The sequence below is a fragment of the Salinivibrio sp. YCSC6 genome, assembly GCF_004916735.1.
GTDB classification, from domain to species: Bacteria; Pseudomonadota; Gammaproteobacteria; order Enterobacterales; family Vibrionaceae; genus Salinivibrio; species Salinivibrio proteolyticus.
In genome coordinates this window covers 414,754-433,496 of the sequence record NZ_CP039516.1, presented here as the reverse complement: position 1 = coordinate 433,496, position 18,743 = coordinate 414,754, and the positions used below count along the sequence as shown (strand labels likewise).

General features: G+C 50.3%; 17 protein-coding genes. 6 read left to right on the top strand and 11 right to left on the bottom strand.

Features of this window, described 5'->3' with window-relative positions; genetic code table 11:
• Positions 1 to 8: 8 nt before the first annotated feature.
• Complete coding sequence (locus E8E00_RS01945) at positions 9 to 311, bottom strand: DUF6482 family protein (RefSeq protein WP_077456307.1); 303 nt, start codon at positions 309 to 311, stop codon at positions 9 to 11.
• 139 nt (positions 312 to 450) lie between these two features.
• Between E8E00_RS01945 and E8E00_RS01940 the strand changes: the two genes are divergently transcribed.
• Entirely contained in the window at positions 451 to 1,485 is a 1,035-nt protein-coding gene (locus E8E00_RS01940) for an NADP(H)-dependent aldo-keto reductase (protein WP_096629878.1), read from the top strand.
• Between the two features lie 87 nt (positions 1,486 to 1,572).
• Here E8E00_RS01940 and E8E00_RS01935 read toward each other — a convergent pair whose 3' ends face one another.
• Positions 1,573 to 1,803: a hypothetical protein gene (locus E8E00_RS01935; protein ID WP_096629880.1), complete on the bottom strand. Its 231-nt coding sequence runs from the start codon at positions 1,801 to 1,803 to the stop codon at positions 1,573 to 1,575.
• 434 nt (positions 1,804 to 2,237) lie between these two features.
• Positions 2,238 to 3,134, bottom strand: coding sequence for a LysR family transcriptional regulator (locus E8E00_RS01930; protein WP_096629883.1), 897 nt, complete (start codon positions 3,132 to 3,134; stop codon positions 2,238 to 2,240).
• A gap of 177 nt (positions 3,135 to 3,311) precedes the next feature.
• Here E8E00_RS01930 and E8E00_RS01925 point away from each other — a divergent pair, with 177 nt between their 5' ends.
• Positions 3,312 to 3,740, top strand: a complete 429-nt coding sequence (locus E8E00_RS01925) for a PACE efflux transporter (protein ID WP_077640928.1) — start codon at positions 3,312 to 3,314, stop codon at positions 3,738 to 3,740.
• A 37-nt stretch (positions 3,741 to 3,777) separates the two neighbouring features.
• Here the strand turns inward: E8E00_RS01925 and E8E00_RS01920 are convergent, their stop codons facing one another.
• The 5 genes from E8E00_RS01920 to xerD form a co-directional block, all read right to left on the bottom strand.
• Positions 3,778 to 5,115 carry a sigma-54 dependent transcriptional regulator gene (locus E8E00_RS01920; protein WP_077456317.1) on the bottom strand — a complete coding sequence of 446 codons (1,338 nt, stop codon included), beginning with the start codon at positions 5,113 to 5,115 and terminating at the stop codon, positions 3,778 to 3,780.
• 230 nt (positions 5,116 to 5,345) lie between these two features.
• Positions 5,346 to 6,854 (bottom strand): lysine--tRNA ligase, encoded by a 1,509-nt coding sequence (gene lysS, locus E8E00_RS01915; protein WP_096629886.1) that lies wholly within the window; start codon positions 6,852 to 6,854, stop codon positions 5,346 to 5,348.
• A gap of 26 nt (positions 6,855 to 6,880) precedes the next feature.
• Positions 6,881 to 7,979, bottom strand: a protein-coding gene (prfB, locus tag E8E00_RS01910; RefSeq protein WP_096629888.1) for a peptide chain release factor 2 whose coding sequence is annotated in 2 segments (ribosomal slippage) — positions 6,881 to 7,903 and positions 7,905 to 7,979 — 1,098 coding nt in all. Because the reading frame shifts where the segments join, the coding sequence is not laid out codon by codon here.
• Positions 7,980 to 8,070: 91 nt separating this feature from the next.
• Positions 8,071 to 9,801, bottom strand: coding sequence for a single-stranded-DNA-specific exonuclease RecJ (gene recJ, locus E8E00_RS01905; protein ID WP_096629891.1), 1,731 nt, complete (start codon positions 9,799 to 9,801; stop codon positions 8,071 to 8,073).
• A 19-nt stretch (positions 9,802 to 9,820) separates the two neighbouring features.
• Positions 9,821 to 10,669, bottom strand: a complete 849-nt coding sequence (gene xerD / locus E8E00_RS01900; protein WP_240531951.1) for a site-specific tyrosine recombinase XerD — start codon at positions 10,667 to 10,669, stop codon at positions 9,821 to 9,823.
• Positions 10,670 to 10,861: 192 nt separating this feature from the next.
• On the opposite strand from xerD, the gene fldB reads away from it, so the two are divergent.
• Complete coding sequence (gene fldB, locus E8E00_RS01895) at positions 10,862 to 11,389, top strand: flavodoxin FldB (protein WP_069586546.1); 528 nt, start codon at positions 10,862 to 10,864, stop codon at positions 11,387 to 11,389.
• Between the two features lie 62 nt (positions 11,390 to 11,451).
• Here fldB and brnQ read toward each other — a convergent pair whose 3' ends face one another.
• Positions 11,452 to 12,756: a branched-chain amino acid transport system II carrier protein gene (gene brnQ / locus E8E00_RS01890; protein ID WP_096629894.1), complete on the bottom strand. Its 1,305-nt coding sequence runs from the start codon at positions 12,754 to 12,756 to the stop codon at positions 11,452 to 11,454.
• 283 nt (positions 12,757 to 13,039) lie between these two features.
• On the opposite strand from brnQ, the gene E8E00_RS01885 reads away from it, so the two are divergent.
• The 3 genes from E8E00_RS01885 to E8E00_RS01870 all read left to right on the top strand — a co-directional run bounded on the left by E8E00_RS01885 (position 13,040) and on the right by E8E00_RS01870 (position 16,892).
• Entirely contained in the window at positions 13,040 to 13,771 is a 732-nt protein-coding gene (locus E8E00_RS01885; protein ID WP_240531910.1) for a tRNA1(Val) (adenine(37)-N6)-methyltransferase, read from the top strand.
• Positions 13,772 to 13,884: 113 nt separating this feature from the next.
• Positions 13,885 to 15,114 carry an ATP-dependent RNA helicase SrmB gene (gene srmB / locus E8E00_RS01875; RefSeq protein WP_096629898.1) on the top strand — a complete coding sequence of 410 codons (1,230 nt, stop codon included), beginning with the start codon at positions 13,885 to 13,887 and terminating at the stop codon, positions 15,112 to 15,114.
• Positions 15,115 to 15,344: 230 nt separating this feature from the next.
• Positions 15,345 to 16,892: a sodium:alanine symporter family protein gene (locus E8E00_RS01870; RefSeq protein WP_096629901.1), complete on the top strand. Its 1,548-nt coding sequence runs from the start codon at positions 15,345 to 15,347 to the stop codon at positions 16,890 to 16,892.
• 67 nt (positions 16,893 to 16,959) lie between these two features.
• On the opposite strand, the gene E8E00_RS01865 is transcribed toward E8E00_RS01870, so the two are convergent.
• Together E8E00_RS01865 and E8E00_RS01860 are read right to left on the bottom strand one after the other, a co-directional pair.
• Complete coding sequence (locus E8E00_RS01865) at positions 16,960 to 17,658, bottom strand: oxidative stress defense protein (protein ID WP_096629904.1); 699 nt, start codon at positions 17,656 to 17,658, stop codon at positions 16,960 to 16,962.
• Between the two features lie 91 nt (positions 17,659 to 17,749).
• A complete protein-coding gene (locus E8E00_RS01860) occupies positions 17,750 to 18,640 on the bottom strand; it encodes a LysR family transcriptional regulator ArgP (RefSeq protein ID WP_096629907.1) in 891 nt (296 codons plus the stop codon).
• Between the last annotated feature and the right edge of the window lie 103 nt (positions 18,641 to 18,743).

The window sequence follows — 18,743 nt, the reverse complement described above, 5'->3', positions numbered from 1 at the left end:
CGAACGGCCTAAAAGCGTATCGGCATGTCCTCTTTGCAGGGCGGTTGATCACCGGTGGCGAACTCGTCGTAAGGGTCGAACAAGCGTAATACACCCTGTTCAATTCCCAGCGCCTTTAAGCGGTCTCCCACTTGACCCACATTATCAAACTGCATCACTTCACCGGTGGCATCGTCACGCAAAGGTTCGAGGTGGTGTTTCACCTCCACTTCAACGGAATATTTCGCACCACCGGCGTGGGCCATCACATAACATTGGGGGCAAGAGCGCGGGTCAGCGCGCATCCATGCCTTAAGTTGTCCATAGTTCATGATGCTCTCCTCGTTGTGATCTTTATCAGTAAAGAGCAGGATCGGAGAAACTGTCAAGCAAGGCGCCACAACGCTTTTGCTGAGCAATAAAATTCTCTACTATGGAATGCCATAGGTCGATTGCAGACAAGGAGACAGGATGCAATACCACCGCCTGCCCCATTCCACCTTAGATGTCAGTAAAGTGTGCTTGGGCACCATGACCTTCGGTGAGCAAAACACCGAAGCCGATGCCCATGCGCAATTGGATTTTGCCCTTGAGCGCGGCGTTAATCTTATCGATACCGCCGAAATGTATCCGGTTCCGCCCAGCCAAGCCACCCAAGGCCGAACCGAGGCGTATATTGGAAGTTGGTTAGAAAAGTCGGGGAAGCGTGATCGTGTGATCTTGGCCACCAAAGTCGCTGGTCCACGCAACGTGCCTTACATTCGTGAGGATATGTCCCTCAATCGTCGCCACATTCATCAAGCCGTTGAAGACAGCTTATCGCGCTTAAAAACTGACTACATCGATTTGTATCAGGTGCACTGGCCACAGCGTCACAATAACTGTTTTGGCAAATTGAACTATCCGTATCAAGACGAGCACTCCGGCGTCACCTTGCTAGATACCCTGGATGCGTTAAATGATCTGGTGAAAGCCGGTAAAATCCGCTACGTCGGGGTATCAAACGAGACGCCTTGGGGCGTGATGAGCTATTTGCATTTAGCCGAAAAACATAGCCTGACGCGGATTGTATCGATCCAAAATCCCTATAATTTACTTAACCGTAGCTTTGAAGTTGGCCTGTCTGAAATCAGTCATCACGAAGGCGTCGAGCTACTTGCCTACTCCCCCCTTGCCTTCGGTGCCCTCAGTGGTAAGTATTTGGGCGGCGCGCGTCCCTCTGGTGCGCGTTGTACCTTACATCAGCGTTTTTCTCGCTATTTTACTGAAGCAGGACAAAAAGCGACGCAGGAATACGTTGAGTTAGCCCGAGCGCACGGCTTGGATCCGGCGCAAATGGCGCTCGCTTTTGTCAACTCTCGCCCTTTTGTTGCCGCCAATATTATTGGCGCAACCACGCTAAAACAGCTAGAAAGCAATATCGACAGCCTCAATATTATCCTCAGTGAGGACGTCCTCGCGGGGATTGACGATATCGCTACTCGCTATCCAAACCCTTGCCCTTAAACGAGAAACGGCAGCCTTATTGGCTGCCGCGCAGAGGGTGATTAGATAGGGCGGCGTTTGCTCGCAAACGCCGCTTTCTGGGGCCCATTACAGCCACCGCCATCGTCGTCGCCATGTCACAAGATAGCGTTTTGCCGCGAAATGCGTATTCACAGGCAACCCATCTTGAAAGTTGGCGGTGATACCAATATCACGCTGCAAATGATGGTTCAATGCAACATTGGCAACTCGATAACGGTTTGCGTTGGTGCGGCGCTGACGACGTGCGCCAATACGAACAACAGCTTGCGCTAATGGGTATAAAGATAGTTGAGTCATGATGGCTCTCCTTGTTGGTTAAAGGAGGCCACAGGCACAATACGTAGAGGTACTGCAATCTGGCCGCATTATGCCCGCGGCCAGTTACAATTGGTCGCAGAGTCAGATGTATAAGCGGGTATCTCGTGCGCAATGATTGGCACGACCCATCGCTGAGGCAAAGATGACACCCTGTTTTTGGCTCGGTATGTATGTCATGTTGCCTCCTAAATACACATGAATCTGCGTGACTTGAGGGTTTATTGTTCAATATCACGTCATTATATTCAATAACTTATTCGAATATTGTGCAAATTTAACGCAATGCTCTGCTATCATTTTTATCAACCTTGTATTTGCACTGCTCTGGTTAACAAGGCTGTGACATAAATAGATAATTATTCTGTTCCTATCTCAGCATCAGCCGTCACTTTCATTCCCTTCGTACCCTAAACTCATCGAACGGGCGATAAGTAAACCTTTGAGGCAATAAGCTGTTGGCGCAACGCTTGCAGTGCTATCCCCATGGCCTGCTGAGGCAACCAAACCAAATCGACAAAAAGCTCCCAGCTATCTTGAGCAAGATCGGAAGGCAAAATCACTAACTCACCTTGTTGAACCGCCGTTTCCACCAGTGAGAAAGGCAGTTCCGCCCAACCAATCCCCGCCTCAACCAAACGCAATGCCACACTCAAATTTTCTGTTCGCCATGCACTGTCTGCATATTGCCAACGCGGCGCCGCGTGCCTATCTCGTCCGGCCACCACAATTTGGCGATGCTTCACAATTTCAGGCCAATCAAAGTGCGTTAACCGCGCGAGTGGATGCTGAGCACTGCAAACCGCACACATTCGCATCATCTCAAGGTTATGAAATTCAAAGGCGGTCGGCAGCTGTTGTTCCTGAACCAGTAGCCCTAATTGCGCGCGCCCTTGCTCAAGTAAACTAATCACATCCACATAAGCGGCGGTGAGAATTTCAATTTCGACCTGTGGAAATTGCTGTTCAAACGCCGCCAGACGCGCAGCAATACTGGGCGAGATCGCGGCAGACTCTGCAGCAATGGTGAGACGGGTTTCGACTCCGGTTGCAAACGCATCGGCGCTGGCTTGAAGACGCTGCATTTCGGTTAAAATTCGCTTCGCTTTGCCCAGCAGTGCCTCACCTTGCTCTGTCAGCACCGGGTAGCGCCCTTGACGCTCGAATAACGTTACCGCCCAATCAATCTCTAGATTCGCGACCGCGGTGCTGACCACAGATTGTGCTTTACCCAGCTTTCTCGCCGCCGCAGAAAAGGAGCCAGTCTGTGCTGTCGTCACAAACGCGGCTAATTGATCCAATGAAAACGCCATCAAGCTCTCCCGAGAATTATCATCTATCTATTTATACGATAGTTACTAACTTATATACATCGATTTTACCTATACAATAGCCCAGAAGCTCGATAGTAGGCGAAACGGAGTCTTCTCCCTAGCGTCGCCACTATCGGTCGCGAATAACGTAAATTGATTGTGTTGTGTGAGGTTGTAATGCGAACAAAAGCCGACCGCTGGCGTCATGCCATTGGCTTTGAATTAATAGGCCTAATTCTAGTGGTAGTCGGGCTCAATTTTATATTGGGGGCTGATATCGGCCACTTGGGGGTGATGGGCGTGCTGTTTTCCGTGATCGCGACGGGTTGGAACTATGTGTATAACATCCTGTTTGATAGAGCCATGCTCGCGATGCGAGGCAGTGTCCTCAAAACCCTGCCAATCCGAATCCTGCACGCCGTGCTTTTTGAAGCTGGGCTTTTGGTGGTCACCATTCCGTTTATTATGTGGTGGCTCTCGATGACCCTTTGGCAAGCCGTGGTGATGGATTTAGGTATGGTTGTGTTCTACTTGTTTTACGCCTTTGTCTATAACTGGGTCTATGATCAAGTCTTTCCGATCCCTTCCCATTCTCCCCAAGCGTAATGGTCAGGCTGCACGGAAGCAGCCCAGCTCAATCTTTCTATTGACGAAATGTGCGAGGGGTCGGGATCAAGTTATGTTTGTTGAGCAAGCGATACATGGTGGCTCGCGACACGCCCAACTCTCTCGCCGCTGCCGACACCTGTCCTTTGTTCGACTCAAGTACCGCAATCAATGCATCGCGCTCTGACTCTTCGCGTATTTTGCGCAGACTTTGTTTGTAGTCCCCTTGGCGAGGTAAATCGAGATGTTCCGCTTCGATGACCAAGTGATCGGCAAGAAGCACGGCACGTTTGACTTGATTGATTAACTCCCGCACGTTCCCCGGCCATGAATAGGCGCTTAATACACTCTTGGCTTCATCTGAAAACGTTCGCGCTTGAGTATTATATTGACGGGCAAATTTGAGCAGGAAATAGTCGGCTAAGTCAGTAACATCGGCTTGCCTATCTTTCAACGACGGCATGTTAATACGCAACACATTCAGCCGGTAATACAGATCTTCGCGGAACAATCCTTCAGCGACCCGCTTCTCTAAATCCATATGGGTTGAGGCGATAACACGCACATCCAAATCACGATTGTATTTGTCGTGATTGATATCCAGCATCCCCTCTTGCAATAAATGCAACAAATGGCTTTGTAAGTGCAGCGGTAAGTCACCGATTTCATCAAAAAATAAGGTGCCTTTGTGGCATTGGCGTATTTTTCCGGGCGTCTCGTCATCACCCAATAATTCTTGCTGCATTTGCTCGTCGGCCAATGCCGAGCATTTAATCGACTCAAACGGGCCTTTGGCGCGGGTAGAGGCGTTATGAATCGCCAGTGCGACTAACTCTTTACCTGTCCCACTCTCACCGGCCACCAGCACAGACACATCGGTCGGCGCGACACGTCGCACCTGATCTCGCAGCTTTTTCATCGCAGGACTTTTGCCTTCCAAGCCCATATCACTGTGATCGCCCAGATGGGGCCACACCTGACGCTCCAAACGCAGCATCCCCAATTGGTGACCAATGGTGCTCATCAACTGTGAGTTCGGCACTGGCGAGGTGAAGTAATCAATGCAAAAGCTGACAATGAACTGGCAGATTGCTTCATTCCCCAATTGCTCTTCGCGTACCAAGGCCAACCAACGCACTTGCTTGTTACGGTTAACCATAGACGCGACGCCATTGAGGCTAAAATCATCGTGGCTTAAGTCAACAATACCAATACAAGGGCCAATGTCTTGCAGCAAAGATTGTGCTGCGCGCAAGTCATAACAACGATGACATCGCCAGCCTGCTTGTTCCAGGGTTGCTATCCAAGGCTCATACGGGCCCCCGACGACCACCAATGAGCTCAAGTTTGTTTCACTCCCTGTGTGTAATCCCATAACCTCTGCCTTACATCCAGTCTGTGATACTGCGGAAGAACCAAAATCCCATTATAAGGAGGCTCAGTCCTGATTCTGTCTCAATAAAGAGACATTGAGTAGGTCAGAATACGTATAATTTTAGTCACTCGTCGCAAAAAGCAGAATAAAATAAGGCTTTTAGCGCGGGCATGACTCCGCTGATAGAAAAAAAGCGGCTCGAAAGCCGCTTTTTCATCATACCTAGCGATTTAGCCGTTTTGTTGTGGGCGCATCGCTGGGAATAGAATAACGTCACGGATGGTATGCGTGTTGGTAAATAGCATCACTAGGCGATCAATACCAATCCCCTGTCCTGCCGTTGGCGGCAAACCATGCTCAAGCGCGTTGATGTAGTCTGCATCATAGTACATAGCTTCATCGTCGCCCGCGTCTTTCGCTTCCACTTGGGCTTTAAAGCGTGCGTCTTGATCTTCTGCGTCATTCAGCTCCGAGAAACCGTTCGCCACTTCACGACCACCAACAAAGAACTCAAAGCGATCGGTTACAAACGGGTTATCATCGTTGCGACGTGCCAGTGGTGAAATATCCGCTGGATACTCAGTGATAAAGGTTGGCTGAATCAACTGAGGCTCAGCGGTTTCACCAAAGATTTCTTCCATCAGCTGACCGGCCGTCCAGAATGACTCCACACTGATCTTCAGTGATTTAGCAATCGCCGCGAGGTGATCACGGTCTTGCGCATTCTCGTAGGTCAGTGCTTGGATCTCAGCATGATCAGGGTTGTACTGCTTGATCGCATCCAGCATGGTCATACGTGGGTATGGACCGGCAAAGTTAATTTCATGCTCGCCATATGGCATCACAGACTGCCCCAGAACCTCGAGAGCAACACGCGATAGCATCTCTTCGGTCAAGTCCATCAGATCATTGTAATCCGCGTACGCCATATAGAATTCCATCATAGTGAATTCTGGGTTATGACGAGGCGACAAGCCTTCGTTACGGAAGTTGCGGTTAATCTCGAACACACGCTCAAAACCACCCACGACCAAACGCTTGAGATAAAGCTCTGGCGCCACACGCAAGTACATATCAATGTCTAGCGCATTGTGGTGAGTGATAAATGGACGTGCAGTCGCGCCCCCAGGGATGACATGCATCATCGGGGTTTCAACTTCCATAAAGTGTTTTTCTACCATGTAGTTACGGATAGCAGTCACTACACTGGAACGGATTTGAAACGCCTGACGCGATTCTTCGTTGACGATCAAATCTACATAGCGCTGACGATAGCGCAGCTCTTGATCAGCCAAGCCATGGAATTTTTCAGGCAATGGACGCAAGGCCTTGGTCAGCAACTGGTAGCGCTCCATATTGACATACAGATCGCCTTTGCCGGATTTGTGCAGCGCACCGTGTACACCAATGATGTCACCGATATCCAAGCCGTGGTATTCGGCTTTCAGTGCCTTTTGAACGTCTTTAGAGGCATAGGCTTGAATACGTCCCGAGACGTCTTGTACCACCAAGAAAGGACCACGTTTCGCCATGATACGGCCTGCGATGGTCACTTTATGATCGAGCGCTTCTAGCTCAGCTTTTTCTTTTTCGCCAAATTCAGCTTGTAGGTCCGCAGCAAGGTGCTCGCGACGGAAATCATTCGGATGACCGTTCGCCTTGCAGTTTTCACGGATGTGATTCAGTTTGGCGCGACGCTCGGCTATCAGCTTATTTTCGTCTTGTAACTGGTCAGTCATAGAAAACCCTTTACTCAAAGTCGTGATTACAGGCCAGATTTGAGGCTGGCTTCAATAAATTTATCCAAATCGCCGTCAAGTACGGCCTGTGTATTGCGGTTTTCAACCCCGGTGCGCAAGTCCTTGATGCGTGAGTCATCCAACACGTAGGAACGGATCTGGCTTCCCCAGCCGATATCTGACTTCGCGTCTTCGTTGGCTTGTTTTTCCGCGTTTTGCTTTTGCAACTCAAGCTCAAACAGTTTGGCGCGAAGCTGCTTCATCGCTTGGTCTTTGTTTTTATGCTGCGAACGGTCGTTCTGGCACTGCACCACCGTATTGGTCGGCACGTGGGTAATACGGACCGCAGACTCTGTGGTGTTAACGTGCTGACCACCCGCGCCAGACGCGCGATACACATCAATGCGCAGATCGGCAGGATTGATGTCGATGGCAATATCATCGTCAATTTCAGGGTAAACAAACGCAGACGCAAACGAGGTATGGCGGCGACCACCCGAATCAAACGGTGACTTACGAACCAAACGATGCACCCCGGTTTCGGTACGTAACCAACCGTAGGCGTATTCACCTGTAATGCGCACGGTGGCAGACTTTAAGCCGGCGACTTCACCTTCAGACACTTCAATGACTTCCGCTTTAAAGCCTTTCGCATCGGCCCAACGCAAGTACATGCGTAACATCATGTTGGTCCAATCTTGCGCTTCTGTACCGCCGGAACCGGCTTGCAGATCGATATAGCAATCTGACGCATCGTGTTCACCGGCGAACATACGGCGAAATTCTAGCTTCTCAAGCTTAGCTTCTAAGTCGGCAAGCTCTGGCTCGATTTCATCAAAGGTTTCTTGATCGTCTTCTTCAACGGCGAGCATCAAAAGCTCGTTAACATCCTCACCACCTTGGGTGAGTTGGTCAATGGTTTCAACCACAGCTTCCAGCGAGGCACGTTCTTTGCCCAGTGCTTGTGCGCGCTCAGGTTCGTTCCAGACGTCTGGTTGTTCTAATTCGGCATTAACTTCTTCTAGACGCTCTTTCTTGGCATCGTAGTCAAAGATACCCCCGAAGAGCATCGGTGCGTTCAGCGATGTCCGCGAGGCGGTTTTTGATTGGATTGATCTCAAACATGGTCAAGCATCTTCATTTGCGGAAATTTAACCGCCGAATTTTAGCGAATTGTGGGGTCAATAAACAGGGCATGACGGAAAAAGCCGCACAATTAAGCACTCTCCAGATGAGAAACAATCAATTGCGCACTGCGATTGCCACGAAACTCGTTAATATCCAGCCGGTAGACTAACCGCATCTGCTTCACACTCGGGTCCGGCCAACGGCGCACATCGATATTAAACGCAATTGCATCAATCATGGCACCACCGTCTGGATGCTCCACCATTAATTTCAGATGCTTACTGCCAACCAGCTTTTGCTGTAACACCTTAAATGTGCCATCAAATTGCGGCTCCGGAAATCCTTGTCCCCAAGGTCCCCCCGCTTGGATAAGCTCCGCGGTTTCGATGCTCAAGTCACGACTCGACAGTTCCCCATCACTGAGTAGTACGCCTTTGAGATCATCGTCGTTGACTGCCTCACGTACTTGCGTATCAAACAAACGGGCAAAACGCTCAAATTCACTCTCATCGATAGTCAGCCCTGCCGCCATGGCATGCCCGCCAAACTTTTTGATCAAGCCGGGATGCTGAGTATCGATCCGATCCAGCGTATCGCGCATGTGCAATCCTGGAATCGAACGCGCCGAGCCTTTAATGGTGCCATCGCCCCCATCGGCAAAAGCGATCACGGGACGATGAAACTGCTCTTTCAGGCGCGAGGCTAAAATACCAATCACGCCTTGATGCCAATCTCGTTGAAAGAGTGCGAGACCAACGGGTAAGTCTTGTTCGCTTTTTTCGGCAATCAAGCGCTCACACCATGCTACCGCTTCTTGCTTCATCCCGGCTTCAATTTCTTTGCGGGTTTGATTAAGTGCGTCCAACTCCGCGGCCATGCGTCGCGCGGCGTGGATATTGTTGCTCAGTAATAGCTCCACCCCAAACGACATATCATCCAGTCGCCCTGCCGCGTTGATCCTTGGACCTAAAGCAAATCCAAAGTCGCTGGCCACCAAGGTCGCCATGTTTCGGTTCGCGACTTCGATCAGTGCCTGAATACCGGGGCAACATCGCCCTGCCCGAATGCGCTGTAAGCCTTGGTGCACCAAGATACGGTTGTTGGCATCCAATGCCACTACGTCGGCCACCGTCCCCAATGCAACCAAATCAAGCAGTTCCGCCAAGTTCGGTATCGCAATGCCTTGTTGCTCAAACCAACCTTGTTCACGCAAATGGGCCCGCAATGCCAGCATCAAATAAAATGCCACCCCGACACCGGCTAGGGCTTTGGACGGGAAGCCACAGTCATTTAGATTAGGGTTTACCATCGCATCTGCGTCGGGAAGCTGCTCTCCAGGTAGGTGGTGATCGGTCACTACCACTTGCATGCCTAGCGCTTTGGCATGCGCGACTCCGGCCAACGATGACACACCATTATCAACGGTCATGATGAGATCAGCATCACGCTCAGCCGCTTGATCGACGACGTCAGGACTCAGTCCATAACCATCGTCAAAACGGTTGGGCACTAAATAATCGACCCGCGTTGCACCCATCATGCGAAGCGCCTTTACCGAGAGCGCCGACGAGGTCGCGCCATCAGCGTCAAAGTCTCCCACAATCAGAATCGACTTGTGGGTTGCGATCGCCTCCGACAGTAGTGCGACAGCGCCTTCGATACCGGTTAACGCTTGGTATTGATGCAAGCCTGCCACACTGCGGTTTAACTCACTGTCTTCGCGCAGTCCTCGGTTGGCATACAAGCGTTGTAGTAAAGGGGGAATATCATCACTAAAGGCCGGCGTAACCGTCGGCATTCGTCGTTTTATCTCTATCATGGAAAATCACCAATCAGGGTTAGCCGCGTGGATGATGAGTTTGATGCAGCTGTTTCAAGCGCTCAGTCGCAACATGGGTATAGATTTGGGTCGTCGAGAGGTCGCTATGGCCAAGTAACATTTGTACCACACGCAAATCAGCACCGTGATTGAGCAGATGGGTAGCAAAGGCGTGGCGCAACACATGCGGGGAGAGCGCGTCGCTATCAATCCCTGCCAGCTGAGCGTAATACTTAATCCGGTGCCAAAACGTTTGGCGTGTCATCTGTCGCGCCCGTTTACTGGGGAAAAAGACATCGGTACTGGTTTCGCCAAGCAGCACAGGCCGGCTGTGCGCCAAATAGTGCTCCAACCAGTCTACCGCAGTTTCTCCCATCGGCACCAAGCGCTCCTTGTCGCCTTTACCGACCACACGGACCACCCCTTGCCGTAAACTCACATTTTCGGTGGTCAAGCCCACCAGCTCAGTGACACGCAACCCCGTGGCGTAAAGCAACTCAAGCATGGCTTTGTCGCGCAGCTCCAGCGGATCGTCTGTATTGGGCGCATCGAGTAATGCATCAATTTGATCTTCACTGAGATCTTTCGGCAAGCGTTTCGGTTGTTTAGGGCTAATTAAGGTGGCACTCGGATCATCCGGACGCAGCTTTTGACGGTATAGATACTGGAACAAACGACGTAGTGCCGACACCATACGGGCTCGGCTGCTGGGCTGGTAGGCTTGTTCGTGCAACCAGTACTGATAATCCTGCAAGTCCTGTTTACTCACCGACAGCAATGCACGGCTATCAAGCCAGTGGCAGAGCTTGAGCAAGTCATTCCGATAAGAGCCGAGGGTGTTTTCCGATAGCCCCCGCTCCATCCACATGGCATCGAGGAACTGCTCGATTAATTCAACATTCTTGTTCACATTCAGCCTGCTTATTGGGGAAAACTCGAATAATAAGGGCGCCACACGCGACTTAGCGCGGGTCATTATACAAAATGTCGGCGCCGCTTGCTGGATCAAATTACCCACCAGCAGGTAAACTGCAGGTAATCAAACCAAATGAGTCAAACTATGAGAATCGGTCTGTTTTATGGCTCAACCACCTGTTATACCGAAATGGCAGCGGAAAAGATCCGTGACTTTATCGGCGACGATTTGGTTGAGTTGCACAACGTCAAAGAAACGCCGCTGGCCAAAATGGCAGAGTATGACTTGCTACTTCTCGGCATTTCAACTTGGGACTTCGGTGAGCTGCAAGAAGATTGGGAAGCCGTTTGGCAAGACATTGATAGTCTGCAACTGCAAGGCAAAGTGATTGCATTATTTGGCCTTGGCGACCAAGAAGGCTATGCCGAATGGTACCTCGATGCCATGGGCATGCTCCACCAGCAGCTGCAAGGCAGTGGTGCGCAATTTATTGGCTATTGGCCTACCGAAGGCTACCGCTTTGATGCGTCTAAAGCCGTGACAGACGATGGAAAACAGTTTGTTGGCTTGGCCCTAGACGAAGACAGCGAGTACGACCTAAGCGACGAACGGATTCACACCTGGTGCGAGCAAGTTTTGGTTGAATACCAAGCGTTACTCGAACAGGCCTGATACCTCGCCTGTTGATGCAAAAAAACCGCGCCTGAGCGCGGTTTTTTTATTGGATAAGGTCGTTACGCTTGCGCGAACTTGTCCGAACTGGTCCCAAGCCATTTCGCCACGATCATGGCCGCCACGGTCGGGAGCAACCATGCCATGCCGACATCGAACAATGGCAGGAAGTTAAAGGCGCTCATATCCACACCCATCACTTTCACCGCATCGAGTAGGCTAAATGACAAGGCCACGCCAAGTACGACACGATAACCCAATGCTGGGTTTGGCAACCAGCGACGGATAAAGGTCAAACCGATCAAGGCAATCGCAACCGGATACAGGGCAAACAATACCGGCACTGAGATCGCGATCAGTTGTTTAAGGCCCACGTTTGCAACAATTGCACAGGCTAAAGACACCACAACCACCCAGCGGCGATAGGTCCAACGGGTCAAGGTGCTAAAGTAATCGGCGCAGGCGCTTACCAAGCCAATCACTGTAGTGAGACAGGCCAAGCCAATGATCGCCGCCAAAATCATTTGCCCCACAGGACCAAACAATGCATTGACGTAGGCGGCCATGATTTCGCCACCATTTTGGGTCCCAGCAGCCACTTCACTGGCAGTCGACCCCAAATAGAACAGAGAAATATAAACAAACGCCAAGCCGGCTGCCGCAATCACGCCTGCGTAAATCAGATACATACAGGTAGTTTTATTGTCTTCGATGCCTTTTTTGCGAATCACATCGACAATCAGCATACCGAACATCAGGGCCGCAAAGGTATCCATGGTGTTGTAACCTTCGAGGAAACCTGTGGTCAGCGCATTGTTCACATAGGCGCCTTGCGCAGCTGCCACGTCACCCTGAGGATTGACAATTACAGCAATCGCGAGAATTGCCAACGCCGCGAATAGCAGTGGAGTCAGTAGCTTACCAATCGAGTCTATTAATTTGCCCTGAGAGAGTGAGAAAAACATAGCAACGGCAAAAAAGACGATAGAGAAAGCTGTCAGTTCGACTTGGCCTGGCTCGAGCAAAAAGGGCTTAAAGCCAATTTCGTAAGCAACGAGCCCAGCACGAGGCGCAGCAAAAGCAGGACCGATAATGATAAAAATCAGCACCGCCATTAACGTGGCGAGTCCTGAGGGTAAATCACGCGTCAGGCCTTTCCAGCCGCCACCAGCGATGGCAACCGCAATGATACCAACCAGCGGGAGACCAACAGCCGTGATCAAAAAGCCCGTCATGGCGGATGTGAAGTGTTCACCGGCTAGCATGCCAGCTTGAGGCGGGAAGATGATATTCCCTGCGCCTAAGAAAAAGGCGAAGGTCATAAAACCTAACGCTAAAATATCAACTAATTTTAAACGCTTAGTCACGATTAATTCCTACAGCTTTAGATGGTGTTTGCAATGAGTAATGATTCGCCCAGCTGAAACCTAGATTTATAATATTTTGTTTCATACAACGGGCAGAATTTAGAATAATGAACAAGATCGCCATCACAGTAAAGCCATAGCAGCAAAACCTTGTGATCTTCTGTTTTAAAAGTAACAGTTAGCTCAATAAACTGGCTGTGATGTTAATAGCGATATTTTTTAACAGCCCCAACCAGTAACAGATTGGTTACAAAATAGTAAAAAACACTGCTCTGTGGGCAGGATGAATCAAGCGGATAAAGGCAACCCAGTGAGCGAATTTCGATTCAAACAATTTAGCGTGACTCAAGACAACTGTGGGATGAAAGTCAGTACCGATGGGGTATTGCTGGGCGCTTGGGCTGACCCCAAACAAGCGAAAAATAGCCTAGATATTGGCACAGGAACCGGCCTCCTGAGCTTGATGCTTGCGCAGCGTTTTCAACATTTATCGCTCACCGCCATCGAATACGATCCCGCCGCTTATGCCTGTGCAACCCAAAACGTAAATGCCTCCCCCTTTGCAGCGCAAATTCAACTACGACAAGGCGACATTACACAGTGGCACACGTGCACACGCTTTGAGCATATCGTATGTAACCCTCCCTATTTTACCAGCGGACAAACCGCACGCGATGCCAAGCGTGCCACGGCTCGGCATGCACACACATTGACGCATGAGGCGCTGCTTCACGTGCTCGCGGAGCGGTTAACCCCACGCGGATGTGCCGATCTTATCTTGCCCGTTACCGAAGGCGAGCGATTAATTGCCGATGCGACACAATATGATCTGCACCTACATCGTCAGGTGTACGTTCACTCGACCCCTAGCAAACCCGCATCACGATTACTTTTTACCCTCAGCCCCACGACGCATCCATTGATCTCTGATACGCTAGTGTTACGTGATGACCATAACCACTTTACCCCCGCGTTTGCTGCATTAACGCGCGATTTTTACCTAAAATTGCCTTAGTCAGTACACACCTTTCTGGTGGTCACTCGGTATGATCTATTTACTGATACTCTGCATATCGGCGCGATTTACGTATATAATGCCGCTCTTAACTGTCCTTGGAGAACAACCCTGTGCGAAGCTTTGCCGAACTTGAGCTCGATCCTGAATTGCTCAGTGCCCTCGACGATATGGGCTATCAACGTCCAACGCTTATCCAATCCGAGGTTATCCCCCACGGGATGGATGGACGCGACATTTTAGCCTCTGCGCCAACAGGTACAGGCAAAACCGCCGCCTTCTTGTTGCCGATGCTACAGCACTTGCTCGACTTTCCTCGCCAAAAGCCTGGACCGGCGCGCGTGCTGATTTTGACCCCCACCCGAGAGCTCGCGATTCAGGTCGCTGACGAAGCGCGTGCCTTGGCAGTCAATACTGAGCTCAAGATTTTCACCATCACCGGTGGTATTTCTTATCAAGATCATGCAGAACAGTTAGGCAAAACACAGGATATCGTTGTCGCCACACCGGGGCGACTCATGGAGTACATTGAGGCAGAGCGCTTCGACTGTCGCGCCATCGAGTGTTTGGTGTTAGATGAAGCCGACCGCATGCTCGATATGGGATTTGCCAGTGCGGTAAACCGTCTCTCTGATGAATGTCAGCGTCGCAGTCAAACCATGTTGTTTTCCGCCACACTTGAAGGTCGCGGCGTCACTGGATTTACCGAAAACTTGTTGACCGACCCTGAGCTGATCAATGTGGAGCCACCCCGCCGGGAGCGCAAAAAAATCACCCAGTGGTATCACCGCTGTGACGATCTCGCGCATAAACGCGCCTTGCTGAAACATATTCTTACCGAGCAAGCCGAGCGCGCCATTGTGTTTGTCAAAACACGCGAGCGTTTAGCCGATCTGCGTGATTACATGCAGTCACAACAACTGGATTGTGCGTGGATCCAAGGTGAAATGCAGCAAGCCAAACGCAACAATGCAATTAGCCGGTTTAGTGAAGGTAAAGTGAACGTCTTACTGGCCACCGATGTCGCCGCACGCGGTATTGATGTGCCAGATATTACTCACGTGATTAACTACGACTTACCGCGTACCGCGGATGTCTACTTACACCGCATTGGTCGCACCGCACGCGCGGGTAAAAAAGGCTCGGCCTTATCATTGGTAGAAGCCCATGATCAGCCGATGATGGAACGTATTTCGCGCTACATGGATGAAGATGTTAAAGAGCGAACCATTGATGGCCTGAAGCCAAAACATAAAAAAGCAGAGCATAAGAAGAAAAAGAAGAAGCAAACCGGTAAAAAAGCTATTTCTGCTAAAAAGCCGAAAAAGCGTAAAAAGAGCTAGACAGCCCTTACCTGCTGAGACTGCTTGATTGTCCATCGCTTATATGAAGGAGGCCGCATAAGGCCTCCTTTTGTTTTGTTATCCCGCCTATTTTTCTGAACACAAAACGATCAGATTCACACATCAAAAAGTCAAATGACACAAAATATTAACAATTGAGCACCAAATCAGTTTAAGATGCGGGTGGATAAAAAAACAACATGATGCAAACACAGTAGAAGGAACTCACTATGCAATCGTTTGTCGATTTCTTAAACAGCATCATTTGGAGTCCAGCGCTGATCTACACCTGCTTGGGTGCCGGCCTGTTCTACTCCATTTTGACGCGTTTCGCACAAGTCCGTCACTTTTCAGAAATGTGGCGCTTACTCTTCTCCAATAAAAGCTCAGCAAAAGGGATTTCGTCCTTCCAAGCACTCGCCGTCTCACTCTCGGGACGTGTCGGTACCGGTAATATCGCAGGGGTTGCTGCCGCAATTGGGTTTGGTGGCCCAGGTGCGGTGTTCTGGATGTGGGTCGTCGCCTTTCTCGGTGCGGCTACCGCGTATACAGAGTCAACCCTCGCACAAATTTATAAAGAAGAGGATAACGGTGAGTTTCGCGGTGGTCCGGCCTATTACTTTGAAAAAGCGTTAGGTCAAAAGTGGTACGCCATTTTATTTGCGTTCGCGACCCTACTTGCATGTGGTGTGATGCTGCCGGGCGTGCAATCCAACGCCATTGGTAACGCAGTAGAAACCGCCTTTGGTTCTGGTGCTATGGTTGATACCGCGATGTTTGGCGCCCTAGAGGTGTCGAAAGTCATCACCGGTGCCTTTATTTCGGTTGTACTTGGCTTCATCATTTTTGGTGGTGTAAAGCGTATTGCCCACTTTACTCAAATCGTTGTGCCATTTATGGCGCTTGCTTACATCATCATTGCGTTCGTGATCATCTTGCTGAACATCAGCGAGATCCCTGGTGTAGTTGCTATGATCATTGGCGATGCCTTTACACCGATGGCAGGTGCCGGTGCAGCGATTGGCTGGGGTGTAAAGCGTGGTGTCTACTCTAACGAAGCCGGACAAGGAACAGGCCCTCATGCCGCCGCCGCTGCCAACGTCGAGCACCCAGCACAGCAGGGTTTAGTGCAATCATTCTCCGTCTATATCGACACCCTGTTAGTTTGTTCTGCCACCGCGTTTATGATCATCATTACCGGTGCCTATAACGTTCACGGTGCGGGTGACGCCTTTATCGTGCAAAACCTCGCGTCATCTGTCGCAGCAAACAGCCCTGAGTTTACGCAGCTGGCTATCGAGCAAGCAATGCCAGGCCTAGGTAAACCCTTTATCGCCTTTGCACTGTTCTTCTTCGCATTCACAACTATCTTGGCGTACTACTATATTGCCGAAACTAACGTTGCCTACTTACGCCGTACCTTCAAAGTGCCCGGTATGATGTTTGCGCTTAAAATTGTGCTGATGTCAGCAGTGTTCTATGGGTGCGTACGTAGCGCGAACCTGGCGTGGGCATTTGGTGATGCTGGTGTCGGCCTGATGGCATGGCTCAACATTGTCGGTATTATCATTATCTTCTTTATTGGTAAACCGGCACTCAAAGCGCTTAGAGACTATGAAGAACAACAAGCGAAAGGGGTTGAGACCTACACGTTTGATCCTGTGAAATTAGGGATTAAGAATGCAGACTATTGGGAACAACGCCTTGCTCGTCGCCAACAAACGCAAAGCGACCAAGCAGAAGATGGAAAAGGTAAGCCGGTGAACCCAACCGCGTAACTACTGCTTAGTTAGCATCAAAGAGGGCGCCCATCGGCGCCCTTTTTATTAATGAAGTGATGCAGGATTAATCGTCAAGACGAAAAATAATATCCACTTGATCACGCACTTCCATCGTCGCATCTTGATAACTGGCCGCCACATCCGCGTTGGCGCCGCGCATTTCAGCCTGCATCATGACCGGGCGAGGCGAGCTTGAGCGATAGCGAATCTGCCATACGCCGTCCAGCTTCATCGCTAAACTCTCGGCCAGTGCGGCTGCTTTTTCACGTGCATCCTTCACCGCAGCCTCTCGGGCTTTCGCTTCTAACGCGGCATAATCACTGCTCGTCAGTTGAATATGACTAATACGGTTTATACCATCGCCTAACGCACCATCCAGCACCGCGTTTAGATTAGTGAGATCATTTAAGGTCACCGTCACTTGACGCTCAGCGCGGTAACCCGTTAATTCTGGGGCTTTATCTTTGGGATACTGATAACGTGGTGACAGGTTAATATGCGCACTTTCTATTTGTTCACGCGCAACGCCTTGCTTATTCAATCGGTTGATAAACTCAGCCACCGCCTTATCCGAAGCGAGTTTAGCGGCTTTGGCGCTTTTTCTTTCTGATACTACAGCAACATGGATCATCGCCATATCTGGCTTGGCTGTCACTTCACCGACCCCTGTGATTTCAAGATGGGGAAAATCGATATTAGCCATGGCGGCAGGCGCCATCACCAGTGCACTGGTCAACAGCACCATTGCTTTGAGTTTACGCATACGGTCTCCTTAAATGGGTTCACGATTTTACTGACACTCAGGTAAGACTCTCGATGAGCCAAAAGGCTCCCTGTGTTCGGTCAATTTCCGGTTAAGATTGCACTAATGCACGCTGTGCCGCTTGTTGGCAAGCATGGGTCATTTCCGATAACACACCACTTTCCATTGCCCAATAGTGCCAATAAAGATGACGGGCCTCGACTTTACCCGGCATCACATCGATCAAAGTCCCCTCCTCGAGCTGCTTTAATACCATTAAACGGGGTATTAAACAGTACGCCATGCTTTTACTTGCCATCGCGACAAAGGCCTCAGACGAGCGAACAATATGACGCCGCCACCCAGCGGCAGGCATCGCAAAATGGGACGCAAGAAAGTCCGCGTGCATATCATCATGCGCATCGAAAATGACGGCGGGTGCCGCCATTAAGGCCTCCCTATCAATCCCTTGGGAGAAATATCGCTGTGAAAATGCAGGGGTTGCCACACAGCTATAGTCCATGCGACCCAAATACAGGCAATCACATCCATGCATGGGTGTGGAGTCTGTGCTAATGGCTGCAATTGCTTCACCACTTCGCATCCGTTTCAAGGTGCGGCTCTCATCTTCAACTAGCAAATTGAGATCAATCGCTTGCGAGGCTAACAAGGGGGCGAGAGCCGGTAGCAACCATGTCGCGAGGCTATCAGCATTGGTGGCAATTGATACCGAGAGTACGGAGCCATCCGCGTCTGGAGCAAGCTCTGGCAATGTCTCTTGCTCCAAAAGCTGAACACGCCGGTACAAACCCAGTAAACGCTGCCCAATCGGTGTCAGCCGAGGTGGCTGCTCGCGAACCATCACAGGCTGCGCAATTTGTCGCTCCAGTTGTTTGATCCGCTGCGAGACCGCCGATTGGGTAATAAACAACGCCGCAGCGGCACGCTCAAATCCCCCTAAGGTGATCACCGCGTCTAACGCTTCTACGCCTCGATAGTCCATTCACACCCCCATAAGTTAGACTAATTAACCATAAATATAATTAAGTTCACTTAATAGCCATCCCTGCTTAAAGTGGGAGTCATACCTCGTGATAAAAGGATCA

Excerpts from the sequence above, each read along its gene's own strand:
- E8E00_RS01945 (WP_077456307.1), bottom strand. The coding sequence starts at position 311 with ATGAACTATGGACAACTTAAGGCATGGATGCGCGCTGACCCGCGCTCT.
- E8E00_RS01940 (WP_096629878.1), top strand. The coding sequence starts at position 451 with ATGCAATACCACCGCCTGCCCCATTCCACCTTAGATGTCAGTAAAGTG.
- E8E00_RS01935 (WP_096629880.1), bottom strand. The coding sequence starts at position 1,803 with ATGACTCAACTATCTTTATACCCATTAGCGCAAGCTGTTGTTCGTATT.
- E8E00_RS01930 (WP_096629883.1), bottom strand. The coding sequence starts at position 3,134 with ATGGCGTTTTCATTGGATCAATTAGCCGCGTTTGTGACGACAGCACAG.
- E8E00_RS01925 (WP_077640928.1), top strand. The coding sequence starts at position 3,312 with ATGCGAACAAAAGCCGACCGCTGGCGTCATGCCATTGGCTTTGAATTA.
- E8E00_RS01920 (WP_077456317.1), bottom strand. The coding sequence starts at position 5,115 with ATGGGATTACACACAGGGAGTGAAACAAACTTGAGCTCATTGGTGGTC.
- lysS (WP_096629886.1), bottom strand. The coding sequence starts at position 6,854 with ATGACTGACCAGTTACAAGACGAAAATAAGCTGATAGCCGAGCGTCGC.
- recJ (WP_096629891.1), bottom strand. The coding sequence starts at position 9,801 with ATGATAGAGATAAAACGACGAATGCCGACGGTTACGCCGGCCTTTAGT.
- xerD (WP_240531951.1), bottom strand. The coding sequence starts at position 10,669 with ATGTGGATGGAGCGGGGGCTATCGGAAAACACCCTCGGCTCTTATCGG.
- fldB (WP_069586546.1), top strand. The coding sequence starts at position 10,862 with ATGAGAATCGGTCTGTTTTATGGCTCAACCACCTGTTATACCGAAATG.
- E8E00_RS01885 (WP_240531910.1), top strand. The coding sequence starts at position 13,040 with ATGAATCAAGCGGATAAAGGCAACCCAGTGAGCGAATTTCGATTCAAA.
- E8E00_RS01870 (WP_096629901.1), top strand. The coding sequence starts at position 15,345 with ATGCAATCGTTTGTCGATTTCTTAAACAGCATCATTTGGAGTCCAGCG.
- E8E00_RS01865 (WP_096629904.1), bottom strand. The coding sequence starts at position 17,658 with ATGCGTAAACTCAAAGCAATGGTGCTGTTGACCAGTGCACTGGTGATG.
- E8E00_RS01860 (WP_096629907.1), bottom strand. The coding sequence starts at position 18,640 with ATGGACTATCGAGGCGTAGAAGCGTTAGACGCGGTGATCACCTTAGGG.